The sequence below is a fragment of the Prevotella jejuni genome (genome assembly GCF_900187995.1).
GTDB lineage: Bacteria > Bacteroidota > Bacteroidia > Bacteroidales > Bacteroidaceae > Prevotella > Prevotella jejuni.
In genome coordinates this window covers 1-19685 of record NZ_FZNZ01000045.1, presented here as the reverse complement: position 1 = coordinate 19685, position 19685 = coordinate 1, and the positions used below count along the sequence as shown (strand labels likewise).

The following is a 19685-nucleotide window of genomic DNA, read 5'->3' as shown; positions in this document are numbered from 1 at the left end:
CTATTTACATAATCTTGTAAATCTGACAAGAATGTATTGACTTGTTTGTGGCTTTTGTTTGAGCTATCTGTATCCCAGGAATAAGCTCGTTGATAGTTAGGCACACTAATTGACTTTCCTGCCAACAGTGTTGATATGTTTGTATATGATTCCATTATGATGTTTTATTTTAGCCTCCAATTCAAATTTTGAATTGGAGGACACAAAATGAATTTAGCGTGCTGCTCTTGAGCTGACTTTTTTACCGAATCGGTCGTAAGTATCAAGCCATGAGCCTTTTCTAACAACAAAAGTATCACCACTAACACTTACAAACATACCTATATTGGAGCTTAAGGACTTATACTTTTTCCCTTGCCCGTCATAAAGGTCATACCAACTACCTTTCAAAACAATAAAGAAATTTGAGCTATGCCCCATTATTTCTCCAATGTTTTCACTAACAGATTTTGTCTTCTTACCACGTTCGTCAAAGATGTCATACCAAGAACCGTGGCGCTCAATCATTGAAATTGCCATAATAGTTTTCTTTCTTTGGGTCGTACAATTCCTATGGACCGTTCAAGTTAATATGCAAGAAGCGTGGAACTGTATGCTCCACGTCTTAATGTACAGGCCCTGAGAAAACCTTTTGTGACAGATGTGGGAATAACAGCCCCACGCTATATGCGTGGAGACCATTACGACCTTTCTTGTCACATTGTTTGGAAGTTTCTCAGGCTTCGTACATACAAGAATAGGGCATAACGCCTCTTTTTACCAAAATGTATGGGCATATAATATGCCCAGTTGCAAAGATATAATTTTTTTTGTAATATTCTAAAAGAAAATAAAAAATTATTTTGTACTTGCTGGTTGGCTTTATACTAAATTTTCAAATATCAAAATACGAGTTCTACAAAAAAATATTATAATTTTGCACTTGCTGGTGGCTTTATTGAATGCATACGCCCTTACAAAGAACCTTCTGTTCTCATAAACCTTAATTCCGCAGCATAAATTCATGTAAGAACTCCAAGTGTCTGAGAAACAAAGTTCTCAAAACACTTGGATATGTCAGAAATTTCACCTATCTTGGTGCTACAAACATAATAAGTAAGCAAAAATCTGACATGACAAAGGTAGCAATTAAAAACGAGAATATCACTTCTTTCGGTGGAATTTATCATATTATGGACGTTTTCTCAAAGTTGGGCTTTGAAAAACTTACCGAATCTGTATTGGGCAAACGTGGAAGTAGTGGCAAAGCATTCAGCCATGGAAGTATTTTCGGCTCTCTCTTCTTCAGTTACCTTTGTGGTGGAGAATGCCTTGAGGACATCAATGTGCTTATAGGGCAGTTCAAGCAGAGACCTAATACGCTATTACCCGGTGCCGACACTGTTGGGCGCGGACTAAAGGAGCTTGCTGAAGAGAACATTGTCTACAAGAGCGAAACCTCCGGCAAGTCTTACAGTTTCAACACGGCAGAGAAGCTGAACACCTTACTATTACGGATGATACGGAGAATGGGGCTTATAAAGGTGGGCAGTCATGTTGACCTGGACTTTGACCACCAGTTTGTTCCTGCCCACAAGTTCGATGCAAAATATTCCTACAAGTAGGACCATGGCTATTTTCTGGGTTGGGCTTCCATCGGGGGAATCATAGTCGGAGGTGAGAATCGTGACGGAAACACCAATGTGAGATTCCATCAGGAGGACACGCTCCGTCGCATTATGAACCGTGTAACCTCAGAACTTGGTGTGGTAATAGAGCGTTTCCGTGCCGACTGCGGATCGTTCTCAAAGGAAATCATTACATTTTATAATGAACGTGGGGCAAGTGAAAAGAACTTCGACATACAGAACAATGACTTCGGCTGGTCACATCTGCCATTTTCCTTTATGGCTGAGAACATGGTTTTCATGATGGTTACCGCCATGCTGAAGAACTTCTATCTCGTCCGTCATATCAGCGAAAAGGTCAAGCCGCTGAAAAAGACAAGCAGACTGAAAGCCTTTATCCTGCATTTTGTCAGCGTACCAGCAAAATGGGTGAGAATGGGAAGACTGAACGTTCTGAACCTATATACAAATAAAACATACTACTCTGAAATATTCCTTGAATAAACAGTATTTCTTTGTGGATATCATATCCCCCATTGGGTTTAGGTGGGGGATTTTATGCCTATGCAAGAACCAAGAACCCCAGAAAAGTCCCAAATCAATGGATAAATACCAAAATGTCACGTCAATATATAAAAGTAGATCGCAAAGAATAATGCTGCGGAATTGAGGTAACTATATAAACGCAAAAAGCATCGGAAGTGCACACTGCCCCCAATGCTTTTTGCGTATTATTATATGAGGTATAAGTTTTTCGTCCTTAAAAGAATCTGTTTTTATCCGATTGCGTTTAACCCTGTTCAAGCATTCTCTTGTCTGTCAAGAAATCCAAGAGTCCGACAGTCAATACTCCGAGTTCGTCTTCCTTGCGGTGGATATCATCACCTACAATGACAATCTTACGGAAGTGGTCATTGATTGACAATAAAGGACGTCGCTCTTGCTGTTCCTTTTCTGGCGTAGGCATGTGAAAGGCTGACTGGATATACACTCTGTATGGAGGGCGGTTCACCACAAAGTCTACCTCCAACTGTTTTCTGACAAACTTACCGTTCTCATCCTTGCCACCAAGTTCAACCAATCCTACGTCCACATTATATCCTCGACTGCGAAGCTCATTATAGATAATGTTTTCCATAATGTGCGTTTCCTCTTGTTGGCGATAGTTGAGAATGGCAGCACGTATGCCGATGTCTGCGAAGTAGTATTTCGTCTCGGTACCAATATATTTTCTTCCTTTCACATCATAGCGCAAAGCTTCTTCTATCAAGAAAGAGTCTTTCAGATAGTCAATGTATTGTTTTATAGTGTCTCTTTTTATGGTTACCCCTTGTGAAGATTGAAAAGTATTGGCTATTCTCGTTGGATTTGTTGACGAACCAATGCCCGAGGCTATTACACGCACCAATTCCTTCATTCCTTCAGGATTACGCAGATGGTTGCGCTCAATTACGTCACGCAGATAGGTAGTTTCATACAGACCACGCAAATAGTCTGTTTTCTTTTCTTCCGTTTCAAGCAAAGCCACCTGTGGCAGTCCTCCAAAAGTATAGTAATCCAACCAAGCTTTGCGTATATCTCCACCAATACCACTAAAGTATTCGTCAAAGGTGAGAGGCCATATGCGTATCTCGTCCCCTCTACCTCGGAACTCAGTCACAACATCACTTGATAGGAAGCGAGAGTTTGAGCCCGACACATACACATCTACACTCCTCATGTGTGTCAAGCTAAGAATAACCTCCACAAATTCTTCTACCAACTGTACCTCGTCCAAGACTATATAATAAGGTTTGCCATCATCCACAACCTTTGAATCTATATAGTCGAGCAAGGTATCAGGCTTCCTCAACCGCCTGTTTCGGAAATCATCAAGTTGTATCTCAATGATGTGACTATCAGTTACCCCATGTTCCAACAGCCAGTTATGCCAGATGTCAAACAGCAGGAAAGACTTTCCACATCGTCTGACACCTGTTATAATCTTCACAAGTCCATTCCCACGTCCTGCGATAAGTTCATCCAAATATTTCTTACGTTCAAATATCATATTAGAGTACTATTTTTGATATTAGTATCATATTTTACACCACAAAGATAACTTTTTTATTTCGAAATACAGCATAACCAATGAAAAAACTGCGTTTAAGAAGTATAAAAATGTGATAAAACAGTATGATAGGCTACATTTCTATTGGTTCTTATAGAATAAAAAGGGATGATTGGCAATCATATTCTTTAAGGTAGTCGTTTCAACCGTACCCCTTCATAAATTTCGTCATATAACTTCTATTCACCACATTACGGGGTCGGTTTAAAACGCCCCTCCCAACCCTTATTTCGTGATTCCTGATGTAATGAAAGTTAAATACGTTAAATCTTCACCTTTCCGTATCTAATCAGAATCCATACGGTCACTTTTCTACCGTTTAGAGCGTATAACATTGATAATCAACTAATAATAGATACAGCGATTGTAGCTCTCTGACTTCTGTAACCATTCCCAATAGTGTTACGACAATAGGTAGCGAAGCTTTTAGCGGATGCACCAACCTGCAAAAAGTACATATCGGAGATAGTGTTAAGGCTATAGGAGAATACGCATTTGATAACTGTACCAGTATAACACAGATTTCAAGTGAGGCAGTCGTACCTCCAACCTGTGAATCAGGTGTTTTTACCGACATTAATAAATCTAAATGTAAACTTATTGTTCCTAAGAATAGTCTTGACGCATATAAACAAGCATACCAATGGGAAGATTTTTCCTTAATAGAGGGTAGTACTACTGGCATAACAAACACTGTTTATAATAAAGCTGAGCTTGCTGATGTCTATACAATAGATGGAGCAAAACGGCTAAGTAAAGCAAGCTCTGACGAAATTAATGCTTTGCCAAAGGGTGTTTATATTGTCAATGGTAAAAAGATAATCATTAAATAAGGTTCTTCCGTTAAATGGATAGATATATCTGATTAGTTATATATAAAAAAGCTGGTATTATGTATCTTTGTAGTGACCAAACTTCAAGAACATGAATACCAGCATAATGCAAAACGCCGGCATAAGTGACAAAAAGAGACCTAAAATCTCTTGTAATCCCTTTATTTACTATAGTTTTGAGCAAAAAACTTTTTGATGACAAAAAATCAGCTTTTATTGCGGTTCTCATCGCACCATTAAAAAGGGTAAGGAGAATGGTTATCAGCGTTGGTTTTGCAAAGACTGTAAACGCTATTTTATAGGACGTCATTGCTTGACGAAGGAAGATGTAAATTCTGCATATTTCTTAGGGAATCTGACAGTATCCGACCTTGCCAGAGAATTTGGCGTATCAACTCGTACGATTCACCGCTATCTGTCATCAGAATACAAGGAGAACCTCCCTAAATTAGTTTCTAGTAATGTTGTAGTCTTAATGGATGCTACTTACTGGGGAAGAAGGTTTGGTGTTGTTATAATGAAAGATCACATATCGGGTCGTGTGCTATGGTATAAGTTTATTGACAAGAAGGAAACAATTGCAGATCACAGAGAAGGTATTTCATATCTTGAGTTGCATGGATATAATGTTTTAGGCATAGTGAGCGATGGCTTAAAAGGGCTTCGTCAAGAGTTCCACCAGTACAGATTCCAACATTGCCAGTTCCACCAGCTTATGACTATAAGAACAAAACTGACATTGCACCCCAAATTACAAGCGTCACAAGACTTGCTTAGCATAGCTAAAATACTTTGCCATACAGACAAAGATTCTTTTATAGGAGCTTTGACTGCATGGCATACGCCAGTTCGGGATAAGGATTTGCTTAGAAAAGTTCCAATTGCCTACTCTTTTCAATGCGCACGGGCAGTGCCTCGGGCTTATTCTCGAAGAAACAATATGCAGCCAATGCGCACAGAGATTCATGAGAAAGTTATGTACGGAGCGATGGCGTGAATGGACAAGGTTGGCCTTGTTCTTGAGCAGTTCGTTGATGCATTCTATTATATATCGCTTGCGCAGCATCATCTTGTCCCACAAGGGCATAAGCTTGTTTTTTATGTTTGATTTGAGCCCGTGAACGAGATGGATGCCTTGGTTGAAGAGGTTCTCAAAGAACTCTTGCTTGATGTAGCCCTTATCGGCAAATACTTTGCCGTAGAGCACCTTGGTGAAGACCTGCCACACCCTAGGGTCCCTGTCGTCCACGTTTGCGGGAGTTAGGCAGAACGTGAGTACATCGCCCATCTCGTAGCACAGCAGATGAAGCTTGAAGCCATGACACCACCCCATTGTTCCCTTTCCGTTCTTAGCAAGTCCATCAAACACCTTGTTGAAATTCCTTCTCATGTTGTGGCATACGGGAATCATCGTGCTGTCCACGAAACTAATGCCCGTGCACTTTCCAAAACCTTGGATGCGCATGAAGGCCATCAGCTCGAAGAACACGCGAGGCATGAGTTCCACGAAACGCGTGTAGGACACGGCCGTAGGGAAGTAGCTTGCCAGATGCTCCTTGATGAAGAAGAGGTAATAGTGCTTGAAGTTGCGGAAAGAGCCAAAATGGTAGCACAACAGGATGGTCATGATTTCGCTCTTGGACATCTGCCCTTTACGGTTTCGCATGCGCTTATATCCCTCGTCTATGGGGGCAATGTGTAGGTTTTTAGTTAACTCGGCATCTAAATTCTTGCAGAACTCATCCAATATACAAAATATTTCTGTAACTTTGTCTGTGGTAATCATCGCTATATATGTTTTGCAAGTGATTGATTTTCAACTATAAAGTTACAAAATAATAGCGAGATTACCAACTTTTTAGAGAACTTTCTTATCCCGAACTGGCGTACCACTTAGTCTCAACACTTTGCAAAATGGTGCAAAATACACTGCGTTTTGCAGCAAAATGCACTGCTAACTCGTGCTAAACGCAAGGCTAAATGCAGCAAAACGCAAGGCGTGTGAGCAAAGGGCGCGACCCAATTTATGCAAAAACAACTGACGTGAACCACAAAAAAAAGTGGGAAAAAGGCGCAATAAGCATAGAATTAGCACCTTTTTCTCACTAAAAACTCAAAAAGCAGCGCAAAAGTTATGATTTAAGCTCCTGCCTTTATGCAATATTCATTTTTGTGTTAGCGTGCTTATGCACAAGCACTTACACCATTTTGGTCTCGTTTGGGGCATTAAAAGCCTATTTTGGGGCATCGCCTACAGGCGTTTTTGTCTTTCTAGAAGTGGTGTAGTACTGAAATGCGTTTTGTAAAGTCTATTTACCGTAGCTTTCAATCATTACACCCAGCTTTTTAAACCCAAATCAATTGTAAGACCACTAATCACACAATTGATGTTGCTTACATTTCATCCAGTTCATCTTTTGTTGGCTTGTCGGCATCTTGCCTATGATATTGTTTGAGCGTAGTGCACCACATTTTCAATAACAACATCGGCAATGTGTCCAGCAATACACAAAATCAAAACAACTCTACCCACTGTTTTTGGGTAAAAAAGACATAATACCTAGTACGAAAACTTCACCCCAAGAAACAAACTGCGGGGTTGAGTAGGTCCGTAAACATAGTCGGAGGCACGCGAAGCCCCTTTATCCAAATCCTTTTGGTAAGCATCGAGCATGTTTTGCACCCCCGCACTAGCCTCCAATTTCACCTGCTTAGTTATGTAGAAATTATAGGCAAGCTTCAGGTTAAGCGTGAGAAACGCGGGAGTGTGCTCAATGATAGCAAAGTCGTTGGTGCGCTCGCTCCCCCCTTTGGGGTGGCCAACATACATTCTACCCGTGTAAACGCCCGATAACGATAGGGCAAAATCGATGGTGGGATGCACAGTGAGGGTGAAATATCCGTAGGTGTTGGGCGTTCGCAGCAGACGTTTAGTGGTTTTAAACTCGGGAGCAGCATCGTCGTCCCATTCTTCGGGCGTGCGATAACGGCTGCTTTGCCAAGTAAAACCAGCTTGCAATTGCGCCCACGACGAGAGCGAAGCCTTGCCCTCGAGGTTAATTCCATACACCGTTGCACCGTTAGAATTGAAGCGTTCTTCAACACGTGCGCCATCAATAATCACATCATCAGCCAGTTTGCGTGTAGCAAACATGTTGTTAAGGCGTGTGTAAAAGCCCTCAATAAGAACGTTGGTTTGTACTGTTCCAAAACTTTTATAGAGGTCGGCCGATGCACTAAAGCTGTGCGAACGTTCCTCTTTCAAATCCTTAGCCAACGCAATTTTCACACGGTCGCCATCAGCAATACGCGTATGAAGGTCTTCATCAAAAGCCTGTGGGGCTCTAAATCCGCCAGCGTAAGTAAGTCGGAAATTGGTGTTGGGCGTGGGATTGTAGCGCAGATTAACGCGCGGACTAAAGATAAGATGCGAGATAAGGTTGTGTTTGTCTAGTCGTCCGCCCAGAAGCAAGCCCCAATGGTTGTTTTTCCATTCGTTTTGAGCAAAGAAGCTACCAATATTCACGCGCTGTTCCATCAGGCTGTTGTAGCCCAGAGAGTGGTCTTTAATGCGGTCGTAGCTATATTCGGCCCCCACAACAAGACTCGAAGGCATGAACCACAGACGGTCGAAATTGTGCACATATTGCGCACCAGCTATGTAATTGATGTTATGCGTAAGGTTATAGGCTCGTTGTGCTTTGTCGTAGGCTTGCGCATCGGCCAGCGTTTGTTGTTGGTTGGCGGGCAGCGTGGCGGCATCGTCTTCGCTCATATCGAGGTTAAGTCCCAGTTTATAGGCTTCGTTCAAGGCCTTAAGTCCATCGGCAGCGGTGGCCAGTTCGCCCAGTCCGCCGTAATAACTCTTACGGTCAACGTTTTGAAACGAGGCATAAGCACTGAAATGTCCCTTACCATTAAGGCTAAAGAGGTCGTAGCCCAAACTTCCGCCGTTGATGGTATGTTCGATTTGTTCGGCAATATTGGCCTCGTGAGCAGGCAAGTAAAGTTTGTTTCCGCCACGTCTATACTCCTTCAAGCCGTGGTATTTAAGGGTTATTTTGGAGTAATCGGTGAGTCGGAAGAAAGAGCTAAGCCCCACAGTTTTATTATCTAGCGTGGGAAGGTCGGTGTAACCATCGCCATCGCGGTCGTAAGCAGCGCGGTGTCGGCTTTGTCCATAGAGATAAAACCCAGCTCTATTATTGGTTGTAACAACCGATAGGTTGCCCGTGGTGTTGTTGTCGAAAGCAGTAGAGCCATTTGTTGCGCCTGTGATGGTGTGCGCCACATCGGCCGAATTTTCGCTAGGTTCTTTGGTAATGATGTTGATGGTGCCACCAATGGCCGAAGCACCGAAGAGCGCCGAGCCACCACCGCGAACAATTTCAACACGTTGCACCATGTTAGAGGGTATCTGTTCGAGTCCATAAACACCTTGAAGGGCCGTGAAAACGGGTCGCGAGTCGATTAATATTTGCGAATAATGACCATCAAGCCCATTGATGCGCACCTGCGAAAATCCGCAATTGGTGCAATTATCTTCGGTTCGCACGCCCGGTTGGAAGTTTAAACCCTGCACCAAGGTTGTAGAATGGGTAGACTCGAGCAATTTCGTGTCCAGAACATTCACAACCACAGGCGACTCACGTCTAAGTGTTTGACTACGATTGGCCGACACAACAACCTCGTCGAGCGCAATTTCGTCGGGTTTGAGCATCACATTCAGCTCATGGGTATTATTTTTTTGCGTTGTCACCTCGTGTTTGTAAGCCCTATAACCAGCCGAGCGCACTTCCACAATCACCTTTCCCACAGGCAGATTTCGCAGCATAAAATGGCCATCGGCATCGGTGGTGGTAGTGATAACTGTACCCAAAACCAGCACGCTCGCGTGCGAAAGAGGATGTTGTGTTTTACTATCCACAACGCGTCCCTTAATGTTGGCTTCGGTATTAACTTTCACTTCGTTCTCGTGCCTTGCGTAAGTGGGCAGCGAAAGAACGAACGTAGCGGCGAAAACAAACGCCGATTTACATAAAATCTGTTTTACGGTTCTTTTCTTTATCATTTTAAATTGTTTTAAATTCAGGTATGTTCTGTAAATCTTCGATATAGTCACAGCACGCCCCATAGGGCTTTTTGTGACCTTATCAATGATTCTAGAGCTCACCTTTGATTTGTTAATGCAAAGGTAGGATGTTGTAAGGAATAGTGCAATACCTAGAAGTAGGGAAAAAGCCTCACCCCTCTGCCCCTCTCCAAAGGGGAGAGGGGGTGGTATGCTTGATGTCTTTCGTAGTTGTTACGCCAGTTCGGGATAAGGATTTGCTTAGAAAAGTTCCAATTGCCTAGTCTTTTCAATGCGCACGGGAAGTGCCTCGGGCTTATTCTCGAAGAAACAATATGCAGCCAATGCCGCACAGAGATTCATGAGAAAGTTATGTACGGAGCGATGGCGTGAATGGACAAGGTTGGCCTTGTTCTTGAGCAGTTCGTTGATGCATTCTATTATATATCGCTTGCGCAGCATCATCTTGTCCCACAAGGGCATAAGCTTGTTTTTCATGTTTGATTTGAGCCCGTGAACGAGATGGATGCCTTGGTTGAAGAGGTTCTCAAAGAACTCTTGCTTGATGTAGCCCTTATCGGCAAATACTTTGCCGTAGAGCACCTTGGTGAAGACCTGCCACACCCTAGGGTCCCTGTCGTCCACGTTTGCGGGAGTTAGGCAGAACGTGAGTACATCGCCCATCTCGTAGCACAGCAGATGAAGCTTGAAGCCATGACACCACCCCATTGTTCCCTTTCCGTTCTTAGCAAGTCCATCAAACACCTTGTTGAAATTCCTTCTCATATTGTGGCATACGGGAATCATCGTGCTGTCCACGAAACTAATGCCCGTGCACTTTCCAAAACCTTGGATGCGCATGAAGGCCATCAGCTCGAAGAACACGCGAGGCATGAGTTCCACGAAACGCGTGTAGGACACGGCCTTAGGGAAGTAGCTTGCCAGATGCTCCTTGATGAAGAAGAGGTAATAGTGCTTGAAGTTGCGGAAAGAGCCAAAATGATAGCACAACAGGATGGTCATGATTTCGCTCTTGGACATCTGCCCTTTACGGTTTCGCATGCGCTTATATCCCTCGTCTATGGGGGCAATGTGTAGGTTTTTAGTTAACTTGGCATTTAAATTCTTGCAGAACTCATCCAATATACAAAATATTTCAGTAACTTTGGATAGAATAGCGACAATCCTTTATACAAGGGCACCTTGTGCGATTGGCTGATTTTGGGGTAACGATTTGGCAACCGTTCCATTTGCTGTGTACTGCTTTGTTTTGCTTGCAAAGAACTCTTTATCTCCGACAAAGATAATGATTATTCCCGAACAATTCTACTCTTTGCTTTATTTTTTCAAGGCAAGGAAAAAATTATTCCCCTGCCGATTTCAAGAAGTAGAAACACGATGTTGTGAAGAAATTGCGGATATATGGAATTGCCCCTATCACGGCGTACAGCCTTCGGGGACGCAGGTGGAATTTCACCTCGTAATGCGGATTGATGAAATAGAAAGTCCTGTCAATGGCTTCAAAGCCTTCCTTTCTCATCGTCCTCTCAAACAACTCTATCGGGCATTTGGTCTTCTTGATGTTCAACAGTTCTCTGACGCATCCCTCGTCTTCCTTCCGAGCCCTCAATATCCGCTCATACAATCTCGTCGGAAGCAGGTGAAAGAAAGGCAGGTGCGAGAGGAAGCGGCTTCGGCATATCTGCTGATGCCCACCGAAAGGCATCTGCCAAGCAGGAAAGGACATGAAAATTACCCCCCCCGGGTTTTTAACAACTGTTTACACTTGTGCATAAATTCCTCCTTGTCGTCGATATGCTCTATCACATCATGGCAGACAATCAGGTCGAACTGATGCCTGAGTTCCTTCAACAGGAACACATCGGAGGCGATGAAACGCCCTTTTGCTCCGTTCTCTTGGAAAAACTTCCTTGCGTCCCTTATCCGTCCCTCTGCCATATCCACGCCCACTACATCGCAGCCCATGCGTGAGAAAGGCAGGAGGTTTCCACCGTCCCCGCAGCCTATCTCCAACACTTTCGTGCCTTTCCCTACCTGCCTGTACCGCTTGATGTAAGGAATGAAATACTTCTCGCTTGTGGTTGCGAGTTCGTTGAAATACTGTCTTCGGTTAAGTTGTCTTGACTGCATCTTATTTTAGGGGTGTTATGGTTTCAACGACAAAGGTAGCAATAATCATGGAATAAGACCGCATGTTTCATTCGTTACCATGAAAAATACCTATAAATGATTATATGGCAATGCGATATGGACGAGTGCAACCCAAAGTTTCCGCTCTTTCGTTTGCGGAATGGCGGGAAAATTCGTATATTTGCGAGGTACGACTAAAAAAGATGTAAATATGGCACACCGTAAAACTTGTTTTGTTTTATTGTTCTTGGCATTCCTGCTGGCATGCGCGTCCTGTTCCAATCCCCAAGACGAGGACAGGAAATCTTCTTTTCAATTGGATAAACCTTATAGGGAAATCATGCAAGGCTCTACGCTCCGTGTGTTCATCACGAGTGGCAGTGGAGACTTGCAGATAAGCAATTCCAATGCGTTTAAGGACTATGCTAGAATTGCCTATGCGAGAACTCCCGAACAGGCAGGGCATGTAGGTGTTCTTTCAATCCAAGCCCTGCAAGTGGGAGAATTTCAGGTCTCACTGACCGACAACCTCACAAAGGAAAGACAGCAACTGACCGTTAAAGTCCTCCCGCCTTATCTGTTACTGGAAATTCACGAAGGCTCAGACCCTGTATGGTCAATAGGAAGCGGAGTTTCGGGACTTTTCCTTGTCCAGAACGCAGCGCATTCTTTTTATCTGTGCCGTTACAAGCCCACTCTCTATCGGTATGTCAGTCCTGCCGTTCTCTCGGGCGTATATGAGATTGTCATGAAAGACGGCGTTCCGACGAACTTGCGCCTGCAAAGCAAGAAACAGGGAATTGTCCGTGATTTCACCTTGACAGGGAAAAACAAGAAAGAGGCTTTGGAAAAACTCGGGAGATTAGGCAGGCTCGGACTTCTTCCGAATGAAGAGAAATTCATCTGTCCCGTCTTTCTTGACGAACACGACATGGAAGAGCATATCATGGCGGAAATGACTTATAAGGAAGCAACCTTGCCTGAGAAAGTCATGGAGTGAGATGCAGGAAAGGAAGTGGAGCATGCGGAGGCACGGTTACAGCCTCACTCCCTTGCTCCTGTTCTCTTGGGAGGAATGGACGGACAAATGTCTGAATTTCTCCCACTGCTCCTTAAACCAACGGGCAATCGGCACTCTGTCCACGAGCAGGTCGAGTACGGTCTTGCCATCCCTTTCCTCCCTGCCCACCTGCAAGCGTGCCTTCTCAACGGCGAACGAACGCCTGTACTCATCAGAATGCAGTTTCCCCGTAACAACGAGTACTTTGCCTTGCAGGAGTTCGTCCGTGTGTCTCTCTGACAATCCGACCGAACGGCAAAGCCTTTCAATACGGAAAAACTCGGCAAGCATGGGAAACCATTCCTTTGCCTTGTCGATGATGCGCCTGAGATTGCCGATTTCACGCTGATGCTGCTCCGATGCCCGCAACCGCTCGGCGACGTGGCTTTCCTTCATTTTCTGCATATCTGTGCGCATCTGTCCGATGCTCTCTTTCAGTTCCGCCACCTCACCATGCAACTGCCTGTTCTCGCTTTCAAGCCTGCTCACTTTATTACCGCCCAACAGGGAGTTGATGCCGTTGAGTGCTGCTGTGGCGGTCTTGGTAGCTGAGTTTTTCAGTTCCACCGTTTTTTTCTCCGCCTTGATGCGTGCGAGTTCCATTTTGGCTTGCTCCGCCTCCTCGATGATGCACCGTGCTTCCGCCTCCCTTGCCAGCAGGTTGGCGATGTTCTCCTGTATGTCCTCGCCCTGCGTGATGAGATTGCGGTAATACTCATGCGTGGAGAGGTGCTTGGCTGTCGAGCCCCTGACACCCCTTTTCAGCTCGTACTTCGCCATGTGTTCGGCGTAGGTGTCCTGATACCTGATGAGGTTGGCACGGCTCATCACCTCGTCTGCGCAGAGGCGTGGGGCTGTCGCTTTCGTCCTGTACCTGCGCTTTGCCTTCTCTTCCTTTTTCTGCTTCCTGCGCTCACCCTGCACTATCGGCACTACGGTGGCATGGATGTGCGGTGTTTCCTCGTCCATGTGCAGGACTGCCGACACGAGGTTGTCCGCCCCGTAGGTCTCTCTCAGCCACGCCACGCTGTCATCGCACCACTCTCCGAGCCTCCTTTCGTTTTCCATTCGTTCCATATCCTCGTGCGTTCCGCTCAGCACGATGCGGATTGCCTGTACTTGGTTCTTCCCTATCTTGCGTTTCAGCCCTGCCGTGTCAAGGCGGTGGCGTATGGCAGCCGTGCGGTTGCACACACCGTCGGGAAACCTGATTAACTCACGGTTGAGGTGCGTTCTCGTAGGGTCTATGTTCTTCGGCACGATGGTGCGCTCGATGTGAGCCGACATTCCGCTGTCGGCTCCCTTTGCCTTTTCCAAATGCAATACGCAATATCCCATATCCTTTTGTCTTTTTTAGATGTTGTCATTATCTTGTTTTCGTTGCCTTGATGTCCTTAGATACGGTCGGTGGACAATCGTTGAAAGGAGGAAAGACTTCCTTTCGGCTTGCTCGTTTCTTTATGCCGACAGGCTCGGCAGGGGTGTCCAGAGGGGTGCAACCCCGTTGGCTTATTGGGAGATTTTCAGCGGACACGGAGTGAAGCGTGAGGAAAATCCCCTAATAAGCTACGGTATTTTCTCTTTTGAAAATATCCGTACCGTGCTTACCACGTGGGCATTTGCCCCTGCCACTTCTTTCCCTTATAACCTGAAGTCCCCACGGTTTCTCCATCGGTGCTGCCGATTGGACTTGTTTCTCCGAAGGCATACTTGGACTGCACCCGAATATCTGAATACCCTGCATGCTTGGAAATACAGAATGCACGGCTTGCCGTGACTGCCTTTTTCTGTTGCTTATATCAGCGTGTCTTGCCTGTTCCGTTTCAGCCTGTAATGCCACTGCCGTTTCCCACCGAAGTCGGAGTGATGAAAATTCTGATGAATTGATGAATGTCGTTCCAATAATCTGGAAATCAACATAATATGCTTTCATCATGCCCTCATCAAGCCGCTTGTCAAAGTGGAGTTTCATCATTTCCGATTCCTCTATCCCTGCATTTCCTCCAACTGCTTCCTGCCGATGGTGTAAAAACGCCCCGTGCGCCTAATCTCCGTATATGGGCGCATGTTGTCATAGCTCGGCTGGCAGGTCGTATAGGTGAGCGTGTTTTCGGCAGGAGTGAGTTTCCATATATCCTGCACGATACGCCTTACCTGCGTCCTGTCCGTCCTGCAGCCTGCGCAGTTCAGCAGAAGGAGCATGTCGTTGATGCAGAAAGAGAAAGCGGACGCTTTCATGCAGTCCATGACTTCAAGGCAGGTTTCCGCCATCTCCACCTCCGTCCTGTTACGGTTGCTCCGTATAATCCTGCTCAGGGCTTGCGTGTGGATGAGTTCGGGACTGAACCACATGCGGCTCTCTTTCTTCGTGGAGAGCGTGCGGTGCTGGAGAAAATAGAGGAAGGCGGGTATTTCCTCCTTTACCCTTTGCAGGAAGTCCGTGTCGTCCTTTTCTATCCTCCCCACCTTCCTCACCCAATAGCGTGTCTCTCCTGTGTCGATTATGACGGGTAGACGTTCGTTGTTGGAGCATAGTACGAACTTGGCGAAGAATGAAATCTCATCCCTGTCCTTGCCCTTCGCCTCCACCTTGTAGGAAAGGGTGGTGCTGAGGTTCTTGAGCCGCTCGCTGTCCTCCCTGCGGTCGAGAAGCACCTCGTCCACGAGGATGAGCAGTTTCCCTGCCCAGTCCGAGTTGAACTGACTTCGGAAGTCCTCGTTGGTGTTGAAGGTTACATTGCCCCCGAAGAGGGCTTTGAGGAAGTTGAGGAACGTGCTCTTGCCCGTGTTGCGCTCCTCTGATACGAGCAGCAGGATGGGCAGTTTCTCTATGGGCTGCAGGTAGAGTAGTTGCAGGTAGTCCATGCCAAGTTCGTACTGCTCCCCGAAGATGTGCCTTGCCAATGCCTCGATATGGGGAAACACACCTTGCTTCGGATGATGCCCCGTCGGCTCGTAGAGGTTGAGGAAACTGCCTACTACGGGCTGATAGTTCACATGGTCGGGGACGGTGCAAAAACCGTCATACTTCGGGACGGTCGCCAGATAGTCCCTGCCGTAGTCCTGACGGAGCGTCTCGTTGTTCCACACGATGCGCTTCCTTACAAAACCGCCTCCGACAAGAGGCATGTCTGCAAGTTTGTAGAGCGTTGTGCCCACACGGACGAAAGCCCCGTCCTTTTTTCTTTTTTCGGGCATATCTTCCAGCAGCCCGTCATTGTTTTTCTTATCCATTTCTTTCTTGCTTAAATGGTTGATATATAGCATCGTGCAAAGTTACGGACATCGTTCGGAAAACTACTTGTGAAGAATGGCGCGGAACGGTGAAAGAAAAACGGAATGGAATAAAAACAGGGGAAAGCAGGGAGGTGCGGAGCAATAATTGAGGGGAACAGGAGGATAATTTTGCAGGATTTGTCGAGGGTTGCTGAAAAAGGGAAAATGCCTTTTTCTTTCATCGTTCGCAAGCGTCTGATGATATGTTGATGAACTTGCAATCGCTTGATATTCAATCATATTATATCAATATTCATCAATTCATCAAAATAAAAGAAGTTGTGTTCGGTATGTTTTTCTTTTCTCGGCAGTCCTATACGACTCGTCCCTAACTGTTATCCCTGCCCTTCAACCACCCAAAAAGAAAAAGGTTTATTTCCCCCATCGACACAAGGGGATAAACCTCTATAAACCTCTGTCAAGGCGTTTCAGCAGGGACTGCCTGCCCGTGCAGGAAGGAGCATGACAAACCTTTCGTGCCGTTCGTTCAGCATTGCGATGACATGCTCCCAAAGCCTTTTTGCCCTTTGCGACCTGATACGGAACGCAAGGGCTATGACCATTTCAAGGCTGTACGCATCAAGCCAGCGACCCTCCGCCACCCTGATGTTCCTCTCTGCCGTGCAGGGGTGCAGCAGTCCATCCCTGTATATCTTCTTGACCAGCGTGTGGATGGTATGTCCGAACACGCCAAACAGGTCGGCAATCTCAAACTCGCCCATCCATATTTCGCCGTTGGGTATGACGATGTTCCCGTGCTCGTCTATCGTGATTATTCGACGGGCATTGCTGCTTATGTCTTTCCCTTTCATTGTCATGCCATCTTAATATTGCCAAATGAGGCGTTGAGCTTGCTGCCGAGCATGGAGAGGTCGGTGTCGAGTTTCTCGGTGGTTATCTTCGCATAGAGTTGTGTGGTTACGATGTTCGTGTGTCCGAGTACACGGCTCACGCTCTCAATCGGCATGCCCTTGCTCAGAGCCAATGTCGCAAAGCCGTGCCTTGCGCAATGGAAGGAGATGTCCTTTGTTATCCCGCACTCGCTGATGACTTTTTTGAGCTTCTTGCAGACCGTCCAGTAGTTGATGTCCCCGAATATGGAGTTGTCCTTCTGGAACGGTCGGTATCTGTCGATGATTTGCAAGGGTATATCGAGCAGTTTCACTTGGTACGGCACCTGTGTCTTGTGCCTTTTTGCAAGTATCCACTTCTCGCCGTTCACCTCCACAATCTCATCGGTGGTGAGTTCCTTCAAGTCCACGAAGGAAAGGGCGGTGAAGGAGGCGAAGACAAACAAATCACGCACGAAGGCGGAATGGCTGTCCTTGAACTCGTGCGAAACCAGTGTCTTCAACTCGTCCTCCGTGAGGAACGCACGCTCCTTCGTGTTCGGGCTGATATGAAACTGCGCGAACGGGTTTCTCGGTATCTTGCCGTTGAAGTGCGCACGCATCACCACGCCTTTGAGCCACATGCAGTTTATCCATATCGTGGCGTTCCTGTTTCCTTTCACCGTGCTGAGGTACACGGCGAAGTCCCTGATGAAGTCGGGGGTGAGTTCCAGCATCGACATGTCGCTGCGGTTGTACTTGTGGCGGATAAACCTCGCCGTGTTGTTCCTCGCCCTGAGCATCACCTTGTATGTTCCCATGCTCCTGTCCTTACCCACACGCTTGAACAGAGAGGCGCAGTCCCTGTCGAACGCTTTCATCAGGGTGTCGTACTCGCTGCCCAGCCCCTGATAGGCGTTGCGCACCATCTCCGCCGTGACGAACGCCTCACGGTCGGAAAGACGCTGATAGTGCTTGATGATTTGCGCCTTGATGTTGTCGAGCGAGAGGTTGGTGGCGATGGCTTCCCTGCTCTTGCCTTTCGCCCTGTTGCCTTTCACATCCCACAACTCCTTTGGGATGGTGCGCTTGCAGCTGAACTGAGCCACCGTGCCGTTGATTGTAACCCGTCCCATGATGGGGACGATGCCGTCTTTCTCCTTGCTGCCGTTCACATAGAACAGCACCTTGAATGTGCTTCTTGCCATTGTCTTTTCTTTTTGGTTGCAAAATTAAACATGAAAGAGCCTAACCCTGCTATGCAAAATATAGAGCAATAGAGCAACAGCAACGGATGCACGGAAAACCGCTGTTTTTCTCCTCTTTAGCGGAGGTAATTATCCTGCTTTCGGGTAACGATTTGAAAACATTTCTGTTTCAATAATCCGCATTTTCCTGCCTCGTGGCAGGTGGCGGATTTGCTGCGATTTACACCGTATAGCCCTAATAATCAAGCCGAATTGCGTTAAACTTCCGATTTCCTGCAAATATTACAGCGATTTTCTGTAACTTTGTCTGTGGTAATCATCGTTATATATGTTTTGTAAGTGATTGATTTTCAACTATAAAGTTACAAAATAATAGCGAGATTACCAACTTTTTAGGGCTCTTTTTTATCCCGAACTGGTGTATGGCATGAGAAATGGAAGGACTTTATAAACGAAAGGGTAAAAGGAGTAGATGGAAAAACGCATTATGTGCATAAGAACACAAGAAGCGTATATTTAAGCTTAAAGAGGAATATGCCTTGGTTGTGGACATTCTATGACTTCCCTGAGTTGTAAATGCCGAATACAAACAATGAATTGGAAGTACTCAACTCTACTTTGAAAGCAAAATTAAACCTACATAAGGGCATTAGCAAAGAAAGGAGAAAGTCATTATTCAAGACTTTTTAAAGGTTCATTCCCCTTGTAGATAAAGGGATATAAGATGTTTTAGGTCTCTTTTCGTCACTTATACCAAAGATTGTAATAGATTAGTCTACTCACCCTTTACAGTATTAATTAGGCTATAGAAATCTGTTACTCCGCCTAAAGGCGTTAACCCTGTTACTTTGTCTTATCGTACCCTGTCTACAATCCGTTTACTTTGTTACCCTGTCTCTTCTCGTACCCTGTCTACAATCCGTTCACTTTGTTACCCTGTCTCTTCTCGTACCCTGTCTAAAATCCGTTCGCTTTGTTACCCTATCTCTTCTCGTACCTTGTCTACAAGCTGTTCACCTTGTTACCCTGTCTCTTGCATACCCTGTCCTCGGTTAATACCGTCTTAACGATGGTATTCAGTCAAAACGAAGTTTTCTGTCATTCCTGTCAGCCTTGGTCTTTACTTAACTTGTTAGTACACAGAGAGGTTACACGAAATGTTAATTATGACAGCAAATAAGAATAAAACTTTTTCTTGTAGTAATGTGTAATAAATCCATTCTTGCCTTGAAAGCCTTTGCTCTCCATGCTTTGAGAGAAGAGGAAGTTTTTTATTTTAATTTTTCTTTGCCTTTTCTTTGTGGGATTTAATATTTATTTTTATCTTTGCACCCAGTTAAGTTAAAATTAACCAGTATTTCAAATGGAAATGATAAAGAATATTATTACGGCTATTGGATGTGACCTCCGCACGAGAGGGGCACAGACATTCTGTGGCGTAATGGATTCTTTAACAAAAAAAGATAGAAAAAAGAGCGAGAATTATTTGGTAGTTCCAAATAATTGTGTACTCTCTCTCTCTCTCTCTCATATATAGGC

11 protein-coding genes and 4 pseudogenes are annotated in these 19685 nt (G+C 45.3%); 4 read left to right on the top strand and 11 right to left on the bottom strand.

Annotation, left to right across the window (positions count from 1 at the left end; all coding sequences use genetic code 11):
- Positions 1–213: 213 nt before the first annotated feature.
- A complete protein-coding gene (locus CHB62_RS13055; RefSeq protein WP_009011714.1) occupies positions 214–519 on the bottom strand; it encodes a hypothetical protein in 306 nt (101 codons plus the stop codon).
- A gap of 593 nt (positions 520–1112) precedes the next feature.
- On the opposite strand from CHB62_RS13055, the pseudogene CHB62_RS13050 reads away from it, so the two are divergent.
- Positions 1113–2111: pseudogene (locus CHB62_RS13050) on the top strand (transposase family protein).
- A 286-nt stretch (positions 2112–2397) separates the two neighbouring features.
- On the opposite strand, the gene CHB62_RS13040 reads toward CHB62_RS13050, so the two are convergent.
- Positions 2398–3657 (bottom strand): ATP-binding protein, encoded by a 1260-nt coding sequence (locus CHB62_RS13040; protein ID WP_089367175.1) that lies wholly within the window; start codon positions 3655–3657, stop codon positions 2398–2400.
- 434 nt (positions 3658–4091) lie between these two features.
- Here CHB62_RS13040 and CHB62_RS13035 point away from each other — a divergent pair, with 434 nt between their 5' ends.
- Together CHB62_RS13035 and CHB62_RS15540 are read left to right on the top strand one after the other, a co-directional pair.
- Positions 4092–4550, top strand: a complete 459-nt coding sequence (locus CHB62_RS13035; protein ID WP_438268813.1) for a leucine-rich repeat domain-containing protein — start codon at positions 4092–4094, stop codon at positions 4548–4550.
- 205 nt (positions 4551–4755) lie between these two features.
- Positions 4756–5340: pseudogene (locus CHB62_RS15540) on the top strand (IS256 family transposase, variant Zn-binding type); the annotation flags it as partial.
- Between the two features lie 76 nt (positions 5341–5416).
- On the opposite strand, the pseudogene CHB62_RS13025 reads toward CHB62_RS15540, so the two are convergent.
- The 4 genes and pseudogenes from CHB62_RS13025 to CHB62_RS13010 all read right to left on the bottom strand — a co-directional run bounded on the left by CHB62_RS13025 (position 5417) and on the right by CHB62_RS13010 (position 11772).
- A pseudogene (locus tag CHB62_RS13025) lies at positions 5417–6336 on the bottom strand (IS982 family transposase).
- Between the two features lie 774 nt (positions 6337–7110).
- The gene (locus CHB62_RS13020; RefSeq protein WP_089367173.1) at positions 7111–9621 is read right to left on the bottom strand and encodes a TonB-dependent receptor; all 2511 of its coding nucleotides are present in this window, start codon (positions 9619–9621) and stop codon (positions 7111–7113) included.
- A 261-nt stretch (positions 9622–9882) separates the two neighbouring features.
- Positions 9883–10797 carry an IS982 family transposase gene (locus CHB62_RS13015; protein WP_089367172.1) on the bottom strand — a complete coding sequence of 305 codons (915 nt, stop codon included), beginning with the start codon at positions 10795–10797 and terminating at the stop codon, positions 9883–9885.
- A gap of 187 nt (positions 10798–10984) precedes the next feature.
- Positions 10985–11772, bottom strand: a pseudogene (locus CHB62_RS13010) (class I SAM-dependent methyltransferase).
- A 316-nt stretch (positions 11773–12088) separates the two neighbouring features.
- Between CHB62_RS13010 and CHB62_RS13005 the strand changes: the two are divergent.
- Positions 12089–12772 carry a hypothetical protein gene (locus CHB62_RS13005; protein ID WP_240616326.1) on the top strand — a complete coding sequence of 228 codons (684 nt, stop codon included), beginning with the start codon at positions 12089–12091 and terminating at the stop codon, positions 12770–12772.
- Positions 12773–12808: 36 nt separating this feature from the next.
- Here CHB62_RS13005 and mobV read toward each other — a convergent pair whose 3' ends face one another.
- The 5 genes from mobV to CHB62_RS12980 all read right to left on the bottom strand — a co-directional run bounded on the left by mobV (position 12809) and on the right by CHB62_RS12980 (position 18146).
- Positions 12809–14170: a MobV family relaxase gene (gene mobV, locus CHB62_RS13000; protein ID WP_004341065.1), complete on the bottom strand. Its 1362-nt coding sequence runs from the start codon at positions 14168–14170 to the stop codon at positions 12809–12811.
- Positions 14171–14390: 220 nt separating this feature from the next.
- Positions 14391–14807: a hypothetical protein gene (locus CHB62_RS12995; RefSeq protein WP_004363970.1), complete on the bottom strand. Its 417-nt coding sequence runs from the start codon at positions 14805–14807 to the stop codon at positions 14391–14393.
- 11 nt (positions 14808–14818) lie between these two features.
- A complete protein-coding gene (locus CHB62_RS12990) occupies positions 14819–16066 on the bottom strand; it encodes a primase-helicase family protein (protein ID WP_004363971.1) in 1248 nt (415 codons plus the stop codon).
- 470 nt (positions 16067–16536) lie between these two features.
- Positions 16537–16926 carry a virulence RhuM family protein gene (locus CHB62_RS12985; protein ID WP_004341058.1) on the bottom strand — a complete coding sequence of 130 codons (390 nt, stop codon included), beginning with the start codon at positions 16924–16926 and terminating at the stop codon, positions 16537–16539.
- Entirely contained in the window at positions 16923–18146 is a 1224-nt protein-coding gene (locus CHB62_RS12980; protein WP_004341056.1) for a site-specific integrase, read from the bottom strand. Before CHB62_RS12980 ends, CHB62_RS12985 begins: the two co-directional genes overlap by 4 nt.
- Positions 18147–19685 lie beyond the last annotated feature (1539 nt).

Coding starts and splice junctions, on each gene's coding strand:
- CHB62_RS13055 (WP_009011714.1), bottom strand. CDS start 519: ATGGCAATTTCAATGATTGAGCGCCACGGTTCTTGGTATGACATCTTT.
- CHB62_RS13040 (WP_089367175.1), bottom strand. CDS start 3,657: ATGATATTTGAACGTAAGAAATATTTGGATGAACTTATCGCAGGACGT.
- CHB62_RS13020 (WP_089367173.1), bottom strand. CDS start 9,621: ATGATAAAGAAAAGAACCGTAAAACAGATTTTATGTAAATCGGCGTTT.
- mobV (WP_004341065.1), bottom strand. CDS start 14,170: ATGGGATATTGCGTATTGCATTTGGAAAAGGCAAAGGGAGCCGACAGC.
- CHB62_RS12995 (WP_004363970.1), bottom strand. CDS start 14,807: ATGATGAAACTCCACTTTGACAAGCGGCTTGATGAGGGCATGATGAAA.
- CHB62_RS12990 (WP_004363971.1), bottom strand. CDS start 16,066: ATGGATAAGAAAAACAATGACGGGCTGCTGGAAGATATGCCCGAAAAA.
- CHB62_RS12985 (WP_004341058.1), bottom strand. CDS start 16,926: ATGACAATGAAAGGGAAAGACATAAGCAGCAATGCCCGTCGAATAATC.
- CHB62_RS12980 (WP_004341056.1), bottom strand. CDS start 18,146: ATGGCAAGAAGCACATTCAAGGTGCTGTTCTATGTGAACGGCAGCAAG.